The 17012-nt window shown below is 59.9% G+C and carries 17 protein-coding genes and 1 tRNA gene; 4 read left to right on the top strand and 14 right to left on the bottom strand.

Going from position 1 to position 17012, the window contains the following annotated elements; translation table 11 throughout:
- Positions 1–7 precede the first annotated feature (7 nt).
- Together CFE428DRAFT_RS09965 and CFE428DRAFT_RS09960 are read right to left on the bottom strand one after the other, a co-directional pair.
- Positions 8–859, bottom strand: coding sequence for a phytanoyl-CoA dioxygenase family protein (locus CFE428DRAFT_RS09965; protein WP_006979396.1), 852 nt, complete (start codon positions 857–859; stop codon positions 8–10).
- A 171-nt stretch (positions 860–1030) separates the two neighbouring features.
- On the bottom strand, positions 1031–2278 hold the full coding sequence (locus tag CFE428DRAFT_RS09960) for a YihY/virulence factor BrkB family protein (RefSeq protein WP_049975602.1): 1248 nt from the start codon (positions 2276–2278) through the stop codon (positions 1031–1033).
- Positions 2279–2486: 208 nt separating this feature from the next.
- Here CFE428DRAFT_RS09960 and CFE428DRAFT_RS09955 point away from each other — a divergent pair, with 208 nt between their 5' ends.
- The gene (locus CFE428DRAFT_RS09955) at positions 2487–2732 is read left to right on the top strand and encodes a hypothetical protein (protein ID WP_006979394.1); all 246 of its coding nucleotides are present in this window, start codon (positions 2487–2489) and stop codon (positions 2730–2732) included.
- A gap of 33 nt (positions 2733–2765) precedes the next feature.
- On the opposite strand, the gene CFE428DRAFT_RS09950 is transcribed toward CFE428DRAFT_RS09955, so the two are convergent.
- Both CFE428DRAFT_RS09950 and CFE428DRAFT_RS09945 read right to left on the bottom strand, forming a co-directional pair.
- Positions 2766–3695: an alpha/beta hydrolase gene (locus tag CFE428DRAFT_RS09950; RefSeq protein ID WP_006979393.1), complete on the bottom strand. Its 930-nt coding sequence runs from the start codon at positions 3693–3695 to the stop codon at positions 2766–2768.
- Positions 3696–3786: 91 nt separating this feature from the next.
- Positions 3787–5427 (bottom strand): ArnT family glycosyltransferase, encoded by a 1641-nt coding sequence (locus CFE428DRAFT_RS09945; protein WP_006979392.1) that lies wholly within the window; start codon positions 5425–5427, stop codon positions 3787–3789.
- 294 nt (positions 5428–5721) lie between these two features.
- Between CFE428DRAFT_RS09945 and CFE428DRAFT_RS09940 the strand changes: the two genes are divergently transcribed.
- Positions 5722–6438: a rolling circle replication-associated protein gene (locus tag CFE428DRAFT_RS09940; RefSeq protein WP_006979391.1), complete on the top strand. Its 717-nt coding sequence runs from the start codon at positions 5722–5724 to the stop codon at positions 6436–6438.
- Here the strand turns inward: CFE428DRAFT_RS09940 and CFE428DRAFT_RS09935 are convergent.
- The 6 genes from CFE428DRAFT_RS09935 to purH all read right to left on the bottom strand — a co-directional run bounded on the left by CFE428DRAFT_RS09935 (position 6435) and on the right by purH (position 11224).
- Complete coding sequence (locus CFE428DRAFT_RS09935) at positions 6435–7016, bottom strand: hypothetical protein (RefSeq protein WP_006979390.1); 582 nt, start codon at positions 7014–7016, stop codon at positions 6435–6437. The genes CFE428DRAFT_RS09940 and CFE428DRAFT_RS09935 overlap by 4 nt on opposite strands.
- Positions 7017–7026: 10 nt before the next feature.
- The gene (locus tag CFE428DRAFT_RS09930) at positions 7027–7914 is read right to left on the bottom strand and encodes a restriction endonuclease (protein ID WP_042724748.1); all 888 of its coding nucleotides are present in this window, start codon (positions 7912–7914) and stop codon (positions 7027–7029) included.
- A gap of 209 nt (positions 7915–8123) precedes the next feature.
- Positions 8124–8198, bottom strand: a tRNA-Val gene (locus CFE428DRAFT_RS09925).
- 152 nt (positions 8199–8350) lie between these two features.
- On the bottom strand, positions 8351–8770 hold the full coding sequence (gene acpS / locus CFE428DRAFT_RS09920; RefSeq protein ID WP_006979388.1) for a holo-ACP synthase: 420 nt from the start codon (positions 8768–8770) through the stop codon (positions 8351–8353).
- 7 nt (positions 8771–8777) lie between these two features.
- Positions 8778–9512, bottom strand: a complete 735-nt coding sequence (locus CFE428DRAFT_RS09915; RefSeq protein WP_006979387.1) for a pyridoxine 5'-phosphate synthase — start codon at positions 9510–9512, stop codon at positions 8778–8780.
- Positions 9513–9688: 176 nt separating this feature from the next.
- Positions 9689–11224, bottom strand: coding sequence for a bifunctional phosphoribosylaminoimidazolecarboxamide formyltransferase/IMP cyclohydrolase (gene purH, locus CFE428DRAFT_RS09910; RefSeq protein ID WP_006979386.1), 1536 nt, complete (start codon positions 11222–11224; stop codon positions 9689–9691).
- Between the two features lie 267 nt (positions 11225–11491).
- On the opposite strand from purH, the gene CFE428DRAFT_RS09905 reads away from it, so the two are divergent.
- Together CFE428DRAFT_RS09905 and CFE428DRAFT_RS09900 are read left to right on the top strand one after the other, a co-directional pair.
- The gene (locus CFE428DRAFT_RS09905) at positions 11492–12523 is read left to right on the top strand and encodes a polyprenyl synthetase family protein (RefSeq protein WP_202797404.1); all 1032 of its coding nucleotides are present in this window, start codon (positions 11492–11494) and stop codon (positions 12521–12523) included.
- A gap of 118 nt (positions 12524–12641) precedes the next feature.
- On the top strand, positions 12642–12935 hold the full coding sequence (locus CFE428DRAFT_RS09900; RefSeq protein ID WP_006979384.1) for a hypothetical protein: 294 nt from the start codon (positions 12642–12644) through the stop codon (positions 12933–12935).
- A gap of 96 nt (positions 12936–13031) precedes the next feature.
- On the opposite strand, the gene CFE428DRAFT_RS09895 is transcribed toward CFE428DRAFT_RS09900, so the two are convergent.
- The 4 genes from CFE428DRAFT_RS09895 to CFE428DRAFT_RS09880 are packed head-to-tail and all read right to left on the bottom strand — an operon-like array spanning position 13032 to position 17006.
- A complete protein-coding gene (locus CFE428DRAFT_RS09895) occupies positions 13032–13580 on the bottom strand; it encodes a Clp protease N-terminal domain-containing protein (protein WP_006979383.1) in 549 nt (182 codons plus the stop codon).
- On the bottom strand, positions 13577–14029 hold the full coding sequence (locus tag CFE428DRAFT_RS09890; RefSeq protein ID WP_006979382.1) for a tetratricopeptide repeat protein: 453 nt from the start codon (positions 14027–14029) through the stop codon (positions 13577–13579). Before CFE428DRAFT_RS09890 ends, CFE428DRAFT_RS09895 begins: the two co-directional genes overlap by 4 nt.
- 14 nt (positions 14030–14043) lie before the next feature.
- Entirely contained in the window at positions 14044–16527 is a 2484-nt protein-coding gene (locus CFE428DRAFT_RS09885; RefSeq protein ID WP_006979381.1) for an Hsp70 family protein, read from the bottom strand.
- Positions 16524–17006, bottom strand: a complete 483-nt coding sequence (locus tag CFE428DRAFT_RS09880; RefSeq protein WP_006979380.1) for a hypothetical protein — start codon at positions 17004–17006, stop codon at positions 16524–16526. Before CFE428DRAFT_RS09880 ends, CFE428DRAFT_RS09885 begins: the two co-directional genes overlap by 4 nt.
- Positions 17007–17012: the final 6 nt, after the last annotated feature.

Here is a 17012-nt window from a genome sequence, read left to right as displayed (position 1 = left end):
GCGCCGATTAGGCCGCGACCTTCTTTTTCAACGTGCGCGCACTTTGGTCCTTTTTCACCTGGAGCCAGGCGACATTGGATTGATCTTCCGCAAATCGGCGTGCGCCGGCTTTCTTGATCATCGCGTCAGCCACCTTCTTCAGTGGCGTATAGCACGGGTGATGCGCTTCTTTGTACGGGTTGTTAGCCTTCGCGTTATAGCAACAAATCATCGACCAGCGCGGCTTGTCGGAATCGTTGCGCGCCGAGGCATGCAGCAGGTTTGAGTGGAAAAACAGCGCATCGCCCGGCTGCATCACGCAATAGACCAATTCGTAGCGTTTCATCGCCTCGCGCACCCGCTCCATGTCCGCACCGGCTTGATCTCCCGACAGAACGTGATCGATGCGCCCCATCTGGTGCGTGCCCTTGAGCACCTGCAGGCAGCCGTTCTCCTTCGTCGCCGCGTCCACTGCGATCGACACACTGCACAGGTTCGGCGTCAGCACGCCATTCTGATACCAGTAACCGTAATCCTGGTGCCACGCCCACGCGCCGCCGACCTTGGCGTCCTTCATGATCATCTTCGAATGATAGTGATACGCTTCGTCGTCGAGCACTTGCTCCACGGAATCCACCAGCTTGTGGCACCGCGCAAACATGCCGTAGATCCCGTCTCCCGGATGATTCCACAGCGACAATCGCACCTTTGCTCCGGTCCCATCATCGCGGCTGAAAGAATGCTCATCCAGCACCCGATCCGCGTGGGCAGCACCGCGCAGGAGATTGATTTCTTCGCGATCGAAAAACTTGCGCGCGATGATGAAGCCGTCCCGATGATAGGCGGCGACTTGTTTCGGGGAGAGCTTGCCTTTTTTCATAGCTACGAGGTGTCGGGGTAAAACGTTCTCCTTCCATCGCATGATTTCTCCTGCCGGAAAAGCCGAATGGCGCCCGGCTTTTTCGGTATCACATTCCGCGGGAGCAGAAGCTGCCGCCGTTCGGCACAGACCCATCGAGCCGTGCGCCCACGCCCCGGCGGAGCGGGGCGGCTACAATGCCAGGTGCAGTGCGCCTTTGATGCGTCCGACCACCTTCGAACCATAGCGAGCGATCAAGACCAACGCCGCCGCGCCGAACATCCGCGACGCGATGCGAATATTTTTCTCCGGGCTGCCACCTGCCCTGCTGGTGTAGACCCGTTCCGCCACGCCCACCGCCAGACCGCAACCTAGCCCGCCCAGGATGGAGGCCGCCATATGCTCGCGAAGGTATTTCGGCAATTCACGCGAGGCTGCGGATTCTGAGGATGAAGGCTCCGCACTAGCAGGAAAGATCGCGCCCAGCGATTCCTGCGCCGGCTGGGGGCCGGCGTACGTTTCATGCACAGGAGAAACGGCCTGGCTAATTTCGGTGGGCACCGGCGTGGCGAATTTCGTCGTCTGCAACTTCTCGCCCCGAGCCAAAGCGTACTCCTTGGTAAACTCCGCGCCGAAAAGGACGATACAGGAGGCATAATAGACCCACAGTAAAATCAGCACGACCGAACCGGACGCTCCAAAGCTGGAGGTCGTGCTGGCTCTCCCCAGATAGTACGCCAGTCCGAACTTGCCGGCCTCGAAGAGCACCGCGGTGAAAGCCGCGCCGGCCCACACGTCGCGCCAATGGATCTTCACATCCGGCAGGACCTTGAAGATGAGCGCGAAGAGGAGCGTGACGACGACCAGCGAAAGCAACACTCCGGCTCCGCCCCAGATCCAACTCGGCAGACGCAGGATCGCCTCGACCCAGCGGCTGAACGCATTGAGCAGCGTGGTGAGGATAAACGAAACCAGCAGGAGGAAGCCAATCACCACGACCATGCCGAAAGAAAGCAACTCCTGGCGCACGTACACTTTCCACCCTCCGCTCTTCACTTTCACGCTCCAGATCGAGTTCAACGCATCCTTGAGCTGACCAAAAACCCCCGATGCGCCGATCAGCAAAGTGACCAACCCTATACTCGTGGCCCAAAAGCTGGTCGAAGGCTGGCTGGCGCTCTGCACCATGCTTTGGATGAAGTCCGCTGCCCGCCCACCCATCAGCTCCCGGAGATCGTCTTGCAATTGTCCGGTCATGGCTTTCGTCCCAAAAAACCAACCCGCCACGCCTACCGCCAGGACCAGCAACGGGGCGACGGAAAAAATCGAATAGTAGGCAAGAGCGGCACTCAAGCGCAGGGCGTTCGCATCCGACCATGCGCTGGCCGTCCGTTTGAAGAGCGTCAGCATATTCGGCGACGAGGAAGATTTTCCGGGCATACTTGAGAATCGCAGAAGTGCCGCCGCCGGGTTTGATCGAACGTCTCTCAAAGTGAATTCCCGAAGAGCGCTTGGCGGAATTCGAAAAATTCCCTTCGAGAACCGCTCCAACATTAGGCCCGCTTACCACGGGCTCCATAAGCGCGCCCCTCCGCCCTGCGCCGAATCTTATCTATGGCTGCGGTTTAACTCTCCACTTCGCTGTTCTATGAACCAATCCGCCGAACTCATTGCCGACGAATCCGACCCGCGCTCGGCCATTCACGCTTACACGGCTGGTGAAATGGGAGCCGAAGCGGCGACGCGTTACCTCCGGTCGCACCCGCACCATTCGCAGTTCCACACCCGCTCTCGCGAAAACGGGGAGGGATCGCTTTTTCAAGAGATCGCCGGCAATGCCCTGGCCGCCGCCTTCCTGTTCGGAGTATTCCTCGGGCGATACGTCAAACAGTAGCGGGCGTCCCATCCCACGAGCGGTGGCGCAACCTCATTGGCCGGCGCCGCTCTGCGACTGCAGAAGATGATGATCGAGGAAACTCGACATAGCCTCGATGTTGGCCGGCGAAACGAAAGCCGGGCCACCGTGCCCCGCTCCGGAGACGATGCGCAGCGTGCTTTCGACGCCCACCTTGTGCAGAGCCGCATCCAGTTCCTCGCTCTGCTGCGCGGGGACGATGGGGTCCTTGTCTCCCTGCATAATTAGAAACGGCGCCGCATCCGCTTGCACATAGGAGATGGGGCTGGAGCGCTTGACCTGGTCCAGATGCTCCGTGGGCAACCCGCCAATGAGCCGGGCGTAAGCGTTCTTGGGATCCATGTTCGGCGGGCGATTGCCATAGTGCGCGAAATCCGACGGCCCGTACCAATCGATCACGCATTCCACCGCGCTCGATTGATCCAGGTTTTCACCCACATCGAAATCCCGCATCTTGCCCGTCGTCCCCAGCATCGCGGCGAGATGTCCGCCGGCCGATTCACCCCAAACGCCAATCCGATTCGGGTCGATATCATATTCCGCCGCATGCGCCCGCAACCAGCGAATGGCCGCCTTGCAGTCCTCGATTTGCGCCGGAAAAATCGCGTGCTGGCTGAGCCGATAGCCGATGCTCACCACGGCATAGTTTTTAGCCAGCAACACTTTCGCCGGGCAGAAATCCTTGTTCCCCGCTTCCCACGCGCCGCCATGAATCCAGGCCAGGACCGGATGCAGTGAGCCGTTCTTCGCCGGGAGGTAAAGATCCAGCTTCTGGCGCTCGTGACCTCCGGTGACATACGGAACATCGTGCAACTCCCGAGCGCCCTCGGTCTTGAGCAAGGCGGAATGCGGAATCTGGCCTTGAGGCCGGGCATCCTCCGCCACGGCGAGCGAACCAAGAACAAAGGCAAAGAGGACAGGCGCGAGAACCAGAGCTTTCATAAAAGGGCGGCTGAAAACTAGAGCGGGAAGCGGGCAGCGCAACTGGACAAGCGCGGTTCGCTGGCCCATGCCAGGTCCATCCCTCACGGCCTCAAGGACGCTTGAAGGGCAGAAAACCCCGCAGGAAGGCATTCTCCCAAAAGATCGCCATGCGATCTGTCATCCCGTTATCCAGAAAAAGAGCATGTTCGCCGATGGAAAGAGCGCAACTGCCGTTAAAAACGACTCCATCCACCTTTCCGCTCAGAAGTTTGCCTTGTTTGCTGATCACGACAAAGCGCCCCGGGATGACGGAGGTAAAGTGAATGGGATCGCGGCCGTTCCCATTTCTGACCGGGATAATTTTACCCAAAACGCAAAGATCCGCTCCGAGACCGACATAGTTTTGGTCGATGAATCGCTTGGTCGATTCGGGCAATCCTCGCGGTCTCACCACGGCAGTGCCCGTCTCCACGAGGCGTTCGGCAATACGATTGGGAATCGAGCCCACGGCGAACCGCGCCTTGGTAAACGCCTCGATGGCATAATAGAAAGGGCGATCGCGAAAGATGGTTTCTCCGATCGCATCCATGACCAGGTCGCTCCGCTTGGTCACCCGCAGCGTATCCGCGATCATGGCGATCTCCTCGCGGTTTTTATTTTGCAGCGGCGGAGACATGCGAAACGCGAGACCGATATTGGCGACGACGACGACCAGCAACGCGCAGACCGTTCCCATTTTCGGCATGAATCGCATGGCTTGCGGCCGCGTCCCATAGTGGATCGCGGCCGACGCGAAGATGGCCAGCAAAGGCAGATAGGGCAGATCGTCCTGCCGCGTGAGAGTCGGAAAGAGGGTCTTGAGGGCCGCGAAATAAAACAACGTCACCAGCGCGAGGAAAATCCGCCGCACCCAGACCGCTTCTTGCAAAGAGGCCGATCGGAACAAGCCGATCACCGCGGCCACGATCGCCAATGGCAGCCAAAGCAAGTGCCCGTCGAATTGATTCCAATTCTGGGTATGCGGGACGAGGTTGTGGGTGATGTTGCAGTAAACGAAGGCGTCGAAAGCGCCGCGGGACCAGAAAAAGAGGGCAAACGCCAAGGGCAGAATGGCCAGGCCGAGACCACCGGCGACCATGAACCCAAACTGGGGTTTCCAATCGATTGTTTCCTGCCTTTTCCATTTCCAAATCCAGATCCACACCCCGGCCACGGTCACGGCTCCGAGCATGAGTCCCGTCTTGACCGTGACGGTGAAAGCGGCCCCTAAAAGCAGGCCAGCCACGAACGCCCTCGCTCGGGTCAATTTCGCGCCGATCAGGATGGAGAGGACCGAAAGCCAAAGCGCCATCCACAGATCGTCCGTCCTGAACTCCGTCGAAGTGAAAAGGAATTCCGGAAAGAACGCGGCCAGGAGGACCGCCCACGCCGCGATCCGCGGGGAGTAAAGGGACTTGCCGATGGCATACACGCTCCAGAGCGACCACAGCCACAGCGGAAACATCGCAAAGCGCATGGGGATGACGATGTCCGCTCTTTCGCCAAACAGGCTGAAGATCGGCGCGCAAAGCAGATGAAAGAGCGGACCGTGATTGTCGAAGATGTCGCGATAGGGCAACCGCCCCGTCACCCAGCCCCAGACGACGTGCAGGTGCTGCAGTTCGTCGGATTCGATCCGGAAGTTCAGCGCATAGGCGACCTTGATCGCGAGCAGGAACAAAAACAGAAAAACCAGGAGCCACTTTTCCACCGCGGGCCGGCTCGTTTTTCCTCCGCGGGGGTCACTATCACTCCAGAAGTCCCCCCACCGCCCTCGGAGCCTGGGAGCGAAAGTCGAGGACACGTCCGCTCCTTGATCCGGAGGACGATTTTCCGAGAGAAGAGATTTTGGCGCGGACAAATTAAGCGATTGGAAACATCGGGCAGCTTTTGAGGTTTCCGCGCGTCGGCTGCGGCGACCGGCGACACTGATAGCGCATTCCGCCGAAAAGTCCCTGAATCAAAACTGAATTCTTCTTCAGGGAGCACCTCGAGCAATGTCGTCATGCGAAATTGGAGCAAGCTCTACATGGGCACGTACCCCGATGAATGGAATCATGATCCGCTTTCGTGGAAATCGAATTTGGACACGCTGGGCAAGTGGCTCCTGCGCGAATATCCCGCGGCCAGTTTCATCTGGAAGTTAGAGCCGCAGAAGCGCGGGGCGCCCCAATTCCATTTGCTTGTTTACGGGATTTGCTTTCTCCCCTGGCAGGTGGTCGCGGTGCGCTGGGCGGAAATCGTTTCTGAGTGCAGCCTGCCGAAGAATTACCCTACGGAAAAAGGAAAGCGCGGCGCGGCGCTTTTCCATTCCTGGGTGCGGAACAACGTGGAGAACTACGAATTTGCAGACCACCTGCTCGCGGGCGTGCAGGTCAAGGCAATCCAATCCCGCAATGGGGTGATGCGATATTGCGGGAAGAAATACATGGGCAAGGAATTCGCTTTGCCGGAAAGCTGGGAGAGGGTGGGGAGATTCTGGGGCGTCGTTGGGCGCAAGAACCTTCCTCGCTCGGAAGTCTTGGAAGTCGAGATTTCTCGCGAGGGGTTCCTCAAGGTGCGCCGTTTTGCTCGGCGCTGGTTCGCTTCGAAAGGCATGGACCGTCGCGGTGGCGGGGCGCTCACGCTCTTTACCGGAGCGCACTGGCAATGGATACGAGTCTTAGAGCTTGCTGAAACCGGAAGCACAGCAACGTGTGATTGGGCGATGTTCCCACCCTAGCCATTTTCGGAAAGCCATAGAGAATTCTCTTTAACCTCGTCGGCGATTCGAATGATTTTCGCGAACATCTCTTTTGTAAAGGCCGCGAGTTCTGGGATGTGCTCTCTCAAGATCGCGAGCGCGACAGCCTTCGAAATTGCCTCTCTTTGAGTTCTGCCAAGCGCCTCTCGCTTGCGATCGTCTATCAACACCGCTTTTCTATTCTCGACCCTCAACTTTTCCTTGGCCGCTTCCACGTTTTGCCATGCAGGGGACAAATCCCGGAAGTATATGTTAACAATCATCGGGATGACCGCAGCCTTCTTTTCATCTTCTTGCAAGGCCTTCAGGTAGTCTGTGCGAAGGGTCTCCTCTTGTTCTTCAAGGCCCTCTGCATCTTCCGGACGGATAAGATATGCAGCGGATCGGGTGTAGTATTCCGAGATTGCGATTTCGTGACTTTGTAAGGCGAGGTAAAGCTCTTCGAGCTTTCGCAGGCGATATTCCTTCCACCATCTACGATGCGTAAGGAAGTGAACGAGATAGGCGCCCGCGATCGTTGTGGCGATGCCAGCAAAGTACGTGAGCAGTGCATTCATGACTTCTCACTCATTTCTGAAATGCGGCCAGGAATTCGTAATCGATGTCGAAGACTGTTCGCGGTTTGAGGCCAAGATTCTTCGCTTCGCACATGGCTACGAGTTGCTCCCCGTCGATCAATTCGATATGAGGGCTCACCCGGACTGCCTCTTCTTTCGCCGGTCCACTAAAAGTCCCGGTGGTGATCAACAAGGCCTTGTCCGCCCGCCCGCCGGCAGACCCTCGCAAGCGGGTCACTTCCTCACTCGAGACTGAGTTGCGGTAACGCTTGCATTGAAATACGACTACGGAACTGACAAACGGGTTCGTCTTCAACCGACCTTCGCCGTCGATTCCGCCGTCTCGAGTTTGTTTGGTTACCGTCACGTTTTCGAAATCATAAGCGAGGAGGAGGTGCCGACAAAATTGCTCAAATCCCTTGGGCGGCAGCTCGCGGAGGATGGTCAATAATTCAGCCTCCTTCACCTCATCTTCCGGAACCACGGCTGAGTCATCCTTGCTTAGGTCAATGTTCTTCTCGTCTTCCTTCTCGACTGTTTTGGCACGCGCTGCCGAGTGGACCTTTACCCATTTTGCAAAAATGGCTTTGGCATCATCGTCCGTGAGATGAGTTTGCATCCCGCGAGGGGTCAGAGACCAAATCCCTCGCTTGCTACCGTCAAGGAGCCCTTCAAAAACGAGATACTGTCGCGCCCACTGGACTTGATTTAGGAATCGTTCCGCTCCGGAAGCCATTATTTCTTCCTGCACCGCCAATGGGACTTCTTCCGTCTTAGCGATCCAATCCGCGGCTTCTCGCGGCCTTGCGGCACCCAATTCGCGGAGGCAATCGAGCAATGGCCGAAACCACTTCAAAAACTCTGCTCCATTTGCTCCGCGTTTCGTATGCTTCGCCATGGGGTGGATGTGAACCGGGAAAGGTCTGAAAGTCGATACCTTCTCAGGCTGGTTGCGTCGAGGTGCCTACACGAACGAGGGAGCGATCAGCGTGCGGCACCGTTCCATGCTGGCATCAAAAGAAGTTGCCAAAACACAAACTGCCTACTACGCGGGTACCTCGGACGCGAATCGGCATCCCCTGTCGCGGAAAGTCGCGAAAGCAAAAATGGTGCGCGCTGCAGGGTTCGAACCTGCGACCCCATCCGTGTGAAGGATGTGCTCTACCGCTGAGCTAAGCGCGCATTGGGCGGAAAGCGGATTTGGAGAATAGGCGAGGTTCGTGGGGACGCCAGAGAAATCTGCGGGAAGATTGAAGGAGGGTTTTCGCCAACGCCGGTTGGCGCAAAATCGGAGGGATGCGCTCCTGCGCGCTCCCACTTCTTCAGCTTGTTTCTCAAAGAAGTGGGAGCGCGCAGGAGCGCATCCCTCCGTTAAATCCCATCGCCAGCGCGTGCGCGACGGCGTAGTGCTCGCTGTGGCTCAAGCTGAGACGGATTTCGGTGATGCCGAGACGGGTGGCCGTTTTGGCGCCTTCGCCGTGGAGGACGACGAAGGGTTCACCGCTGGCTTTGCGGCGCACCTCGATGTCGAGCCAGCCGAGCATGGCGCCGATGCCGGTGCCGAAGGCCTTGGACACCGCTTCCTTCGCCGCGAAACGGGCAGCGTAGCATTGCGAGGGGCTGGCCATTTTCCCGCAATAGGCGCGTTCGCCTTCGAGGAAAACGCGGTCGAGAAAACGATCGCCATGCCGCTCGAGGCTGGAGGCGATGCGGGCGGTTTCCACAATGTCCACGCCGGTGCCGATGATGGTCATGGGTCTTCTACTTCCCGCCCATCGCCGCCAGCATTTCGGCGGTCGCTCGCTCCAGGCCGACGAAGATCGCGCGGCTGATGATGCTGTGGCCGATGTTCAATTCCGCGAGGTGCGGGATGGTGCGGATCAGGGCGATATTCTGGTAATTGATACCGTGGCCGGCGTTGACTTGAATGCCGAGCTGATGCGCCTGTTCCGCGGCGGTGATGAGGCGTTCGACTTCGCGGTGGCGGGCCTCGCCGGTGGCGTTGGCAAAGGCGCCGGTGTGCAGTTCCACCATCTCCGCGCCGAGCTGGCGGGCAGCCTGGAGTTGCGCCGGATCGGGCTCGATGAAAAGGCTCACGCGAATGCCGGCTTTCTGCAGACGGTCGACCGTGGGAGTGAGGAATTTGATCTGCCCGGCGGCGTCGAGGCCGCCCTCGGTGGTGACCTCCGCGCGGTTCTCGGGAACGAGGCACACCTCCTCGGGCAGGACTCGCAGGGCGACGTCGAGGATCTCCGGCGTGTTGCCCATCTCGAGATTCAGCTTGGTATTGATGCTCGCGCGCAAGCGCACGACGTCGCGATCCTGGATATGCCGCCGATCCGCTCGCAGGTGAATGGTAATGCCATGCGCCCCCACCCGCTCGCAGGCCGAAGCCGCGGCAAGGAGGTCGGGCTCGACTTTATGCGCGTCGAGCGAGAAAGCGTAGCGGGCCTGCCGCAGGGTGGCGACGTGGTCGATGTTGACGCCCAGCTTCATGAAGAGAGTTGATAGTTGAGGGTTGATAGTTGAGAGCCGCGCCGTTCTTGATCCAAAGCGCGGCTCCGAAATTGGAGAAACAAGAGATGCGGCACAGCTGAGAGGCGGAAAAGTCGATGTGTGGCTCTCAACTATCAACCCTCAACTCTCAACTGCTCCTAATGCTCCTAATGCTCCTAATGCTTGAAATGGCGAACGCCGGTGCAAATCATCGTCATCTTCCGCTCATTCGCGGCGGCGATGACTTCGGCGTCTTTCACCGAGCCGCCGGGCTGGATGGCGCTGGTGGCGCCGGCTTCGGCGGCGGCGATGAGGCCGTCCGGAAACGGGAAGAAGGCGTCGCTGCCCACCGCGCAACCCTTCAGCGAAAGCCCCGCGTCGGCGGCTTTCCAGATGGCGATGCGGCTGGCGTCCACGCGGGACATCTGGCCGGCGCCGATGCCCAAAGTGCGGTCCTTGGCAGCGTAGACGATGGCGTTGGATTTCACGTGCTTCACCACGCGCCAGGCGAAGAGCATGGCGGCGAGATCGGCCTTGGTCGGCTTGCGCTCGGTGACCGCTTTTTCCATGAGATCGATCTCCGGCTCGACGTCGCGGCTCTGCACGAGCACGCCACCGGCCACGGAGCGGATGAGGTTGTCCTCGTCCGGGTTCTTCGGCGCGGGGCGCACGCGTTTGCGCATGAGGCGCAGGTTCTTTTTCTTCTGCAGCAGCGCGCGGGCATCGGGCTCGAAGTCGGGCGCGATGATCACTTCGCTGAAGATCTCGCTGATCGCCCGGGCCAGCGGTTCGGTGAGCGGACGGTTGCAAATGATGATGCCGCCAAAGGGCGCCTGCTTGTCGGTGGCGAAGGCCTTGTCCCAAGCCTCGCGCAGGTCGGCGTCGCTGCCCACGCCACACGGATTCGTGTGCTTCAAGATGGCGACCGTCGGTTCCTCGAACTCCTCGATGAGTTCCGACGCGGCGGTGATATCGAGGATGTTGTTATAGGAGAGTTCCTTACCGTGGAGCTTCTCGAATTGCTCGTCAAAATGCCCGTAGAGCGCCGCGGTCTGGTGCGGGTTCTCGCCGTAGCGAAGCTGGGCGACGAGGGGCAGGCTGAGGCTGAAGCTGCTGGCGCATTCCTTTTCCTTGTTGAGAAAATCGGAAATGGCCCCGTCGTAGCGGGAAGTGGTGACGAAGACCTTGATGGCCAGCCGTTCGCGAAGCTGCAGGGTGGTTTCGCCGTCGTTCCGGCGCATCACGTCGAGGACGTCGTTGTAGTCGTTGGGGTCGGTGATGACCGTCACCGAGCGGTAATTCTTCGCCGCGCTGCGGAGCATGGAAGGGCCGCCAATGTCGATATTCTCGATCGCTTCATCGAGGGTCACATCGGGCTTGGCGATGGTCTCTTCAAAGGGGTAAAGGTTCACCACTACGAGGTCGATGGGCTTGATCCCGTGCGCCTCGCACTGGGCCACGTGCTCGGGGTTGTCTCGCAAATGGAGCAGGCCCCCGTGGACCTTCGGGTGCAGGGTCTTCACCCGCCCATCCATCATTTCCGGGAAGCCGGTGTAGGCGGAGATTTCCGTGGTGGGAATGCCCTCCTTCTGAAGCAGCTTGGCGGTGCCGCCGGTGGAGATGATTTCGATGCCCATTTCGGCGATGGCCCGGGCGAAATCGACCAGCCCGGTCTTGTCGGAGACGGAAATCAGTGCGCGTTGGATTTTCATGCGAGGGGTGGGACGGTAGGGCAGGCGCGCACGGTCTCCAAGAGCGTTTTTTTAGCCCCTATCCGTACAAAGTGAACCGCGCAGCCACCCAAAAAGCTGCGCGGTTCCAACCCAACAACACAAACACCCACAGCGAACATATGCAGCATTGGGCAGGGCGCAAATGAACCAGCGAGAAATTATTGCGCCCGGGCAATTTTTCTGTCATCCGAGGCGGTTTTTGCACCCGTATTGACTTAGAAAGGCGACAACCTTACCGTTAACCTTGTGAAAAATTTCACAAAGCTCGAAAACACACCGGAAACGATGGATAAAACTCAGGCCCTGAAGGTCCCCTTCGAGCTCATCAATGCCCAGCTTTACTCTGTAGAAGAACGCATCCGCCAGCAGGCCCGGGCCTTTGACCCCGCCGTGGAAGGCTACGTAGCTTACGCCGTCGAAAGCCACGGCAAACGCCTCCGCCCCGCCCTCGCCCTCCTGGCTGGCGGCGCGACCGGCAATATCTGCCCCAGCCATTTAGACCTCGCGGTCATCCTCGAGCTCATCCATGCCGCCACCCTGGTCCACGACGACATCCTCGATGGCGCCGACAAGCGCCGCGGCCAGCCCACGGCCAACGCCAAATGGGGCAACGCCATCTCCGTCCTGCTCGGCGACTGCCTCTTCGCCCACGCCCTGAAGCTTTCCACCAGCTTTCCCAATGGCGAGATCAGCCGTCGAATCGCCCACGCGGCCAGCGAGGTGTGCTCGGGGGAGATCATCCAGACCCAGCGCCGCTTCGACTTGAAGCTCAGCGTGCCGGATTACTACAAGATCATCGAGATGAAGACCGCGGCCCTCTTTGCTGCGGCTTGCGAACTCGGCGCGCTGATCAATGAGGCCGCCCCGGAAGTCATCGATGCCCTGCGCATTTTCGGCCTGCAGCTCGGCACGGCTTACCAAATTTACGATGATGTCCTCGACCTGGCCGGCGACGAAGCCAAGGCCGGCAAGACCCTAGGCAGCGACCTGCGCAAGGGCAAGCTCACCCTGCCCATCCTGCATCTCCTCCAAATTTCCGACGAAGCCGAACGCCATCGCCTGAGCGAGATCATCCTCAACGGCGACGAAGCCGACATCCTCGCCCTGGCCGAGAAAGCCATCGCCGCCGGCGCCGTGAAGAGCGCCATCGCCACCGGCCGCAAGATGTTGCGCGAAGCCGAAGGCCGCCTGCAGATCGTCCCGGAAAATAAATACCGCGACGCCCTCGGCGGGCTGGTCACGACGCTCGATCGGATGATCGGGCAATTCACGGTGTAAACGGGCGCCGGGAGCGCGCATTCAGATTCCAGCGAAAGCGACCCTGAACGCGCCCTCGGGGGGGCGATTTGCCGGCCGGTGAGGCGTCCGAAGCCCGGCTCCTTCTCGATCCCCCGATGTGAACGCACACGAACTCCACTCCGAAGAATTGCGCGAAGAGGTGGCTCGACTCGTCGCCGAATCCGCCCGTCTGCGCGAGGAAGCCAAAAGCAACGAGTTGCAGGCCAGAGTGATCGCGACCCGGTTGGCCGAAATCCAAAAGGCCGTGGCCTTGCACACCGTGATGTATGGCATTCCAGCGGGAGCGTGCGTCGAATGGCAGCCCGGCGCTTCCCAGTCCTTGGGCCGGGCTTCGAGCGAGCCGCGCCACGTCCCGTCGAACAGGGCTCGGGCATTGGCCGCCACGGCGTGAGCCACCGGATGTCTGAGCGGCGACGACCATTCGTCTTCGCGGTCTACCGACAACAAGACCGGGCCCAATGGCCGCCTCATCTCAACGTTCGACCGTTCAATTTTGACCCGGTGGCAATCGCTTACCAGCGGGCAGGATTTCGCGCTGGACCGCCTGGCGCAGGCGCTCCGGTTCAACGCCAAGTTCGCGCAGCAGGCCATCCCGCAACCGATCTTCGTTCGCCAGCAAAGCACAAAGCAATTGCACCGGGAATACCGTCAGGCCGGAGAGCTCCGCAAGATGGCCGGCCTCGGCAAAGACCTGTTTGGCCGCTGGACTCCGATGCAAACTGGAGGTCGGTTCGACCGCCTCGTTCCAATCACCACTGCCACTCCGACTGCGCAGGGCATGGCGAAAACTGCGGGCATCGAGCCCCACGGTTTTAAAGATCGTCCGCAGACGGCGGACTTCACGCAGCAATTCCTCGAGCACTTCGTCGCGATTCGGAGCATCCTTCGATACGAGAACCAGCAGATCCAGGTCGACCGATTTGCACAACGCGAGGAGCAAGTGATTCGGTTCGATGGTTGCGGCACGAAGCCGCCCGGCTTCCAGCCTTGCCAATTGCCAGATGAGGATGAGGCTTTCGGAATGGCGCACCTTCATGGCGCAGGGGCTGGTGGTCGCTGACCACCCAGAATCTTGATCTGCGCGCGAATCTCACCCACACGGGACCGGATCCATGGATTGAATCCGGCCACCACGAGCGCTACGACCACAAGAAGTGCGACGATGCGCCCGATCGTCTGGAGCCGTTCCGCGCGTCGGGTGCGCACGATGGCCCGCTCGTATTCCGCCTGACCGGGGAGCCGTTGCAGCGCTACTTCCCAGAGATGACGGGCGCGGGGATATTGCCGCTGCTGAGCCGCGATCCGCGCGAGCAGATCGAGCTCCCGGGGATCCGAGGGGTTTCCTTCATGTCCTGTCAAAAGGTCTTCGGCCTCACGATAGCGGCGGGACCTGGCCAGTTCCGCGGCCCGGGCGACACGCATCTGCGCGAAGCACGTCTGTACCGTTTCGCGGAACTGCTGGCTGGCTTTTTCGGGCGTTTCCATAAGGCCTCCCGGCGTCACCGGACCAATCCGGATTGGTACCCGCGCTGGGCGGCGGCGACGACCTCGCGCGGCAGCAAATCCCAGAACTGCCACACGACGTTCTTTAATCCCGCCGTGTTGTTTTTCGCGATACAATCGCGCCCCTGCTCCAGCAGGCGAGTAGCACGAGCCTGGTCCGTCGCCCGCGCCCGTTGCATTTCAATCCAGTGAAATTGATGAATCCAGAAAGCGGGCTGTGCCGAAACGATCGCCCAATGGAGTTGGCGGACTCGCTCCACTTTCTTACGCAGCCGATCCATCTGACGTTTGCCGGCGATGATCCCTTCCGTTTCCTCGACCAACAGGGCCGCTTCGTCGCGCTGGGCGGGTGAGCCGCTCTGCTTGACCACCGCGTTCAACTCACCGAGCAGCTTACGGGCTTCCACGACCTGCGCCGGCCACTCGAGGACATCGGCGACTTCATCGAGCTTGAGTTTCAACTGCAGCAGACGCTGCTGACATTTCGCCGCAGCCCCGGGATCCCCCTTCGCGGCCGCAACCCCTTCCCGGACTTCGCGCAAAAGAAGCGATGCCTCGACCTCGCGAATCATTTCCAGTCCTCCTTCATCCCTGGCCTCTTCGGCTTTCACCCGCACTTCGTGAAAGCGCCGCATCTCGGTATTGAAATCGGCCTGCAGGTCCTCCGGTTTGGGATCGTTTTTCTGCATGTCGAGCTTCACGGCAAACTCCTCATCCAACAACGGCACGTAAGCCGTGACGGTCACGATGCGCGACTCGTCGATTTTCAGCGTGACCTCCACTTCACTGTTGGCCGGAAGATCACGCCGGATTTGCTCTCCCGTGATTTCGAGATACCCGACCAGGCGGTTGCGGTCGGCGCAGTCCGCTTCGCCTTCGACCACCGGGATTCGGAAAACATCCGTACGCTGCCCCTGCCGGATGGGGTGGGTCGTCCGATAATCGCGCCTCTCCTTCAGCGGCAGGCCGCGACCCTTCTCGAACAGCTTGTCGTATTCATTATTCGCCAGAGAAACCCCCATCGTATGAATCAACGGCTGCTCCTCCACCACCGCGCCAATCGTATAAGTCAGCGTGTCGGGGGTGGTCTTTTGCTGGCGACCGCTCGGATCGAGGAACTCAATGGCGAATTGATTTCGGTCGCCGCGTTCCGCATGGAGGGTGGCGATGAAGACACCATCCGCACGCAGAGGGATCCGGCCACTGCGCCACTGGGTCTTCGTGTTGACCAGCTCCAGAGTAAAGCCGGTGAAATCCTCCGTCGAAGCGCCGGAGATTTTTCCACCGACCATCGGCGCACTGTCCATGCCCACCGGCTTGTGCCGCAGATCGACCGAGTATTCCCCGGCCGGCACAGGAGCTGCGGCACGGCCATTGAACCGCTGGGTCCCGGCAAAAACCGCAGCGCCCCGCGCCACCACGGTGAGAGGGTCGACGCTGTGGTCGAGAGGGATGCCGAGACTGCGTCCAAGAAGTTCGCGGAAATAGGGCGCGAGGGTGGGCCCGCCGACGAGAATCACTTTCTTCACCGCATCGCGGCCGAGATTCTTTTCTTCGAGCACGCGCTGACAGATCTTCGCGGAGCGAACGATGATCGGCTCGGCGACTCGAAGCAGCTCCGCCCGGGTCAGTTCGCACTCGAATTCGATTTCCTCTCCGCGACCATCAGTGAACTTGCAACTTTCCAGCGTGGCGCGCTCGTTGCGCGACAGCTCAATCTTCGCCACTTCCGCCGCGCGCTTCAACTTGGCAAAGGCCTGCCGCCACAGCGGGTTACCGCGCCGGAAACCCTCCAGTTTGAATTCACCGAGCAAGCGCGGGACGATCAAATCCTCGACCAGCGCCCAGTCGATATCGGAACCGCCGAGGAAATTGTCCCCGCCATGATTGACCACATGGATAGTGCCTTCCTCGGCCTTGATGATCGCCGCATCGAAAGTGCCTCCACCGAAATCGTAAACGAGCCAGTAGGCCTTCTCTTCGTCCGCCTGAAAACCATAGGCCAGCGCCGCCGCCACCGGCTCCTGCAACAGCGGGCTGTCACGGAAACCAGCCAGTTGCGCCGCCTTCCGGGTCGCATCGCACTGATGCAATTCAAAGGCCGCCGGCACGGTAATGACCGCGGCTTCGACGACTTCCTCCGTGCGCTGTTGCACATCGGCCCGCAGGGATTTCAGCACCTCTGCGGAGAGCTCCTCCGGCTTCCGGGCCAGCCCACTGCTCTCGAATTTGTATTCGTGATTGCTGCCCATCTGGCGTTTGAATTCGACGTAGGCGTCGCTCCTGGCAGAGTCGGAAATCAGGTTCTTGGCCCGCTGCCCGACGCGCAACGTTCCCTTTTTATCGATGCTCACCGCGGAGGGAGTAATGTCGTGCTGGTCGTTGTTCTTGATGATCTCCGCGTTCACGCCGTTGAGCACCGCGATGGCGCTGTTGGTCGTGCCGAGGTCGATGCCGAAGTCGATGGTGGTTCTGCTCATGCTTGGGTTTCGGTGGATGCGGGGGTGGCAATGACGACCTCCCCCATTTGAATGATCTGCCGCTGCCAATAGATCGTGGGTTTGATCGTCTCGATGACTTTCTCCCGCGTGAGGCCAGGGGTGGGCTGCGTGGTGATGACCTTCAACGGCAGGCCGTAATCAAAGATATCGCCGGTGTGGTCCTTCACTTCCACTCCGATGCCGGTCAGGCTCTCGAGCGAGCCGTCGACGTGCCGGTAAACCCGCTTCATCTCCTCGCGCACTTCGCCGGTAGACGTATCGAGCATCTTGGTGTGGGCCTTCCACAGGTGATTTGCGATGTCCGCAATTGCTTTCACCACTTCGACGGGAACGACCTTGCGTGTTTCGCCACCGCTTTCCGCAGAAGGGCGCAGCGCTTTGATTTGTGCCGCCATGGCCTCGACAAACTTCTCTTCGTCGGGCCACTGGGGCGTGGGTATGTTGAATTCATCGGGCATAATTAG

Origin of the sequence: Chthoniobacter flavus Ellin428, from assembly GCF_000173075.1 — a bacterium.
Lineage (GTDB): Bacteria > Verrucomicrobiota > Verrucomicrobiia > Chthoniobacterales > Chthoniobacteraceae > Chthoniobacter > Chthoniobacter flavus.
The sequence above is the reverse complement of the archived record's forward strand: the minus strand, read 5'-3'. Positions and strand labels throughout refer to the sequence as shown.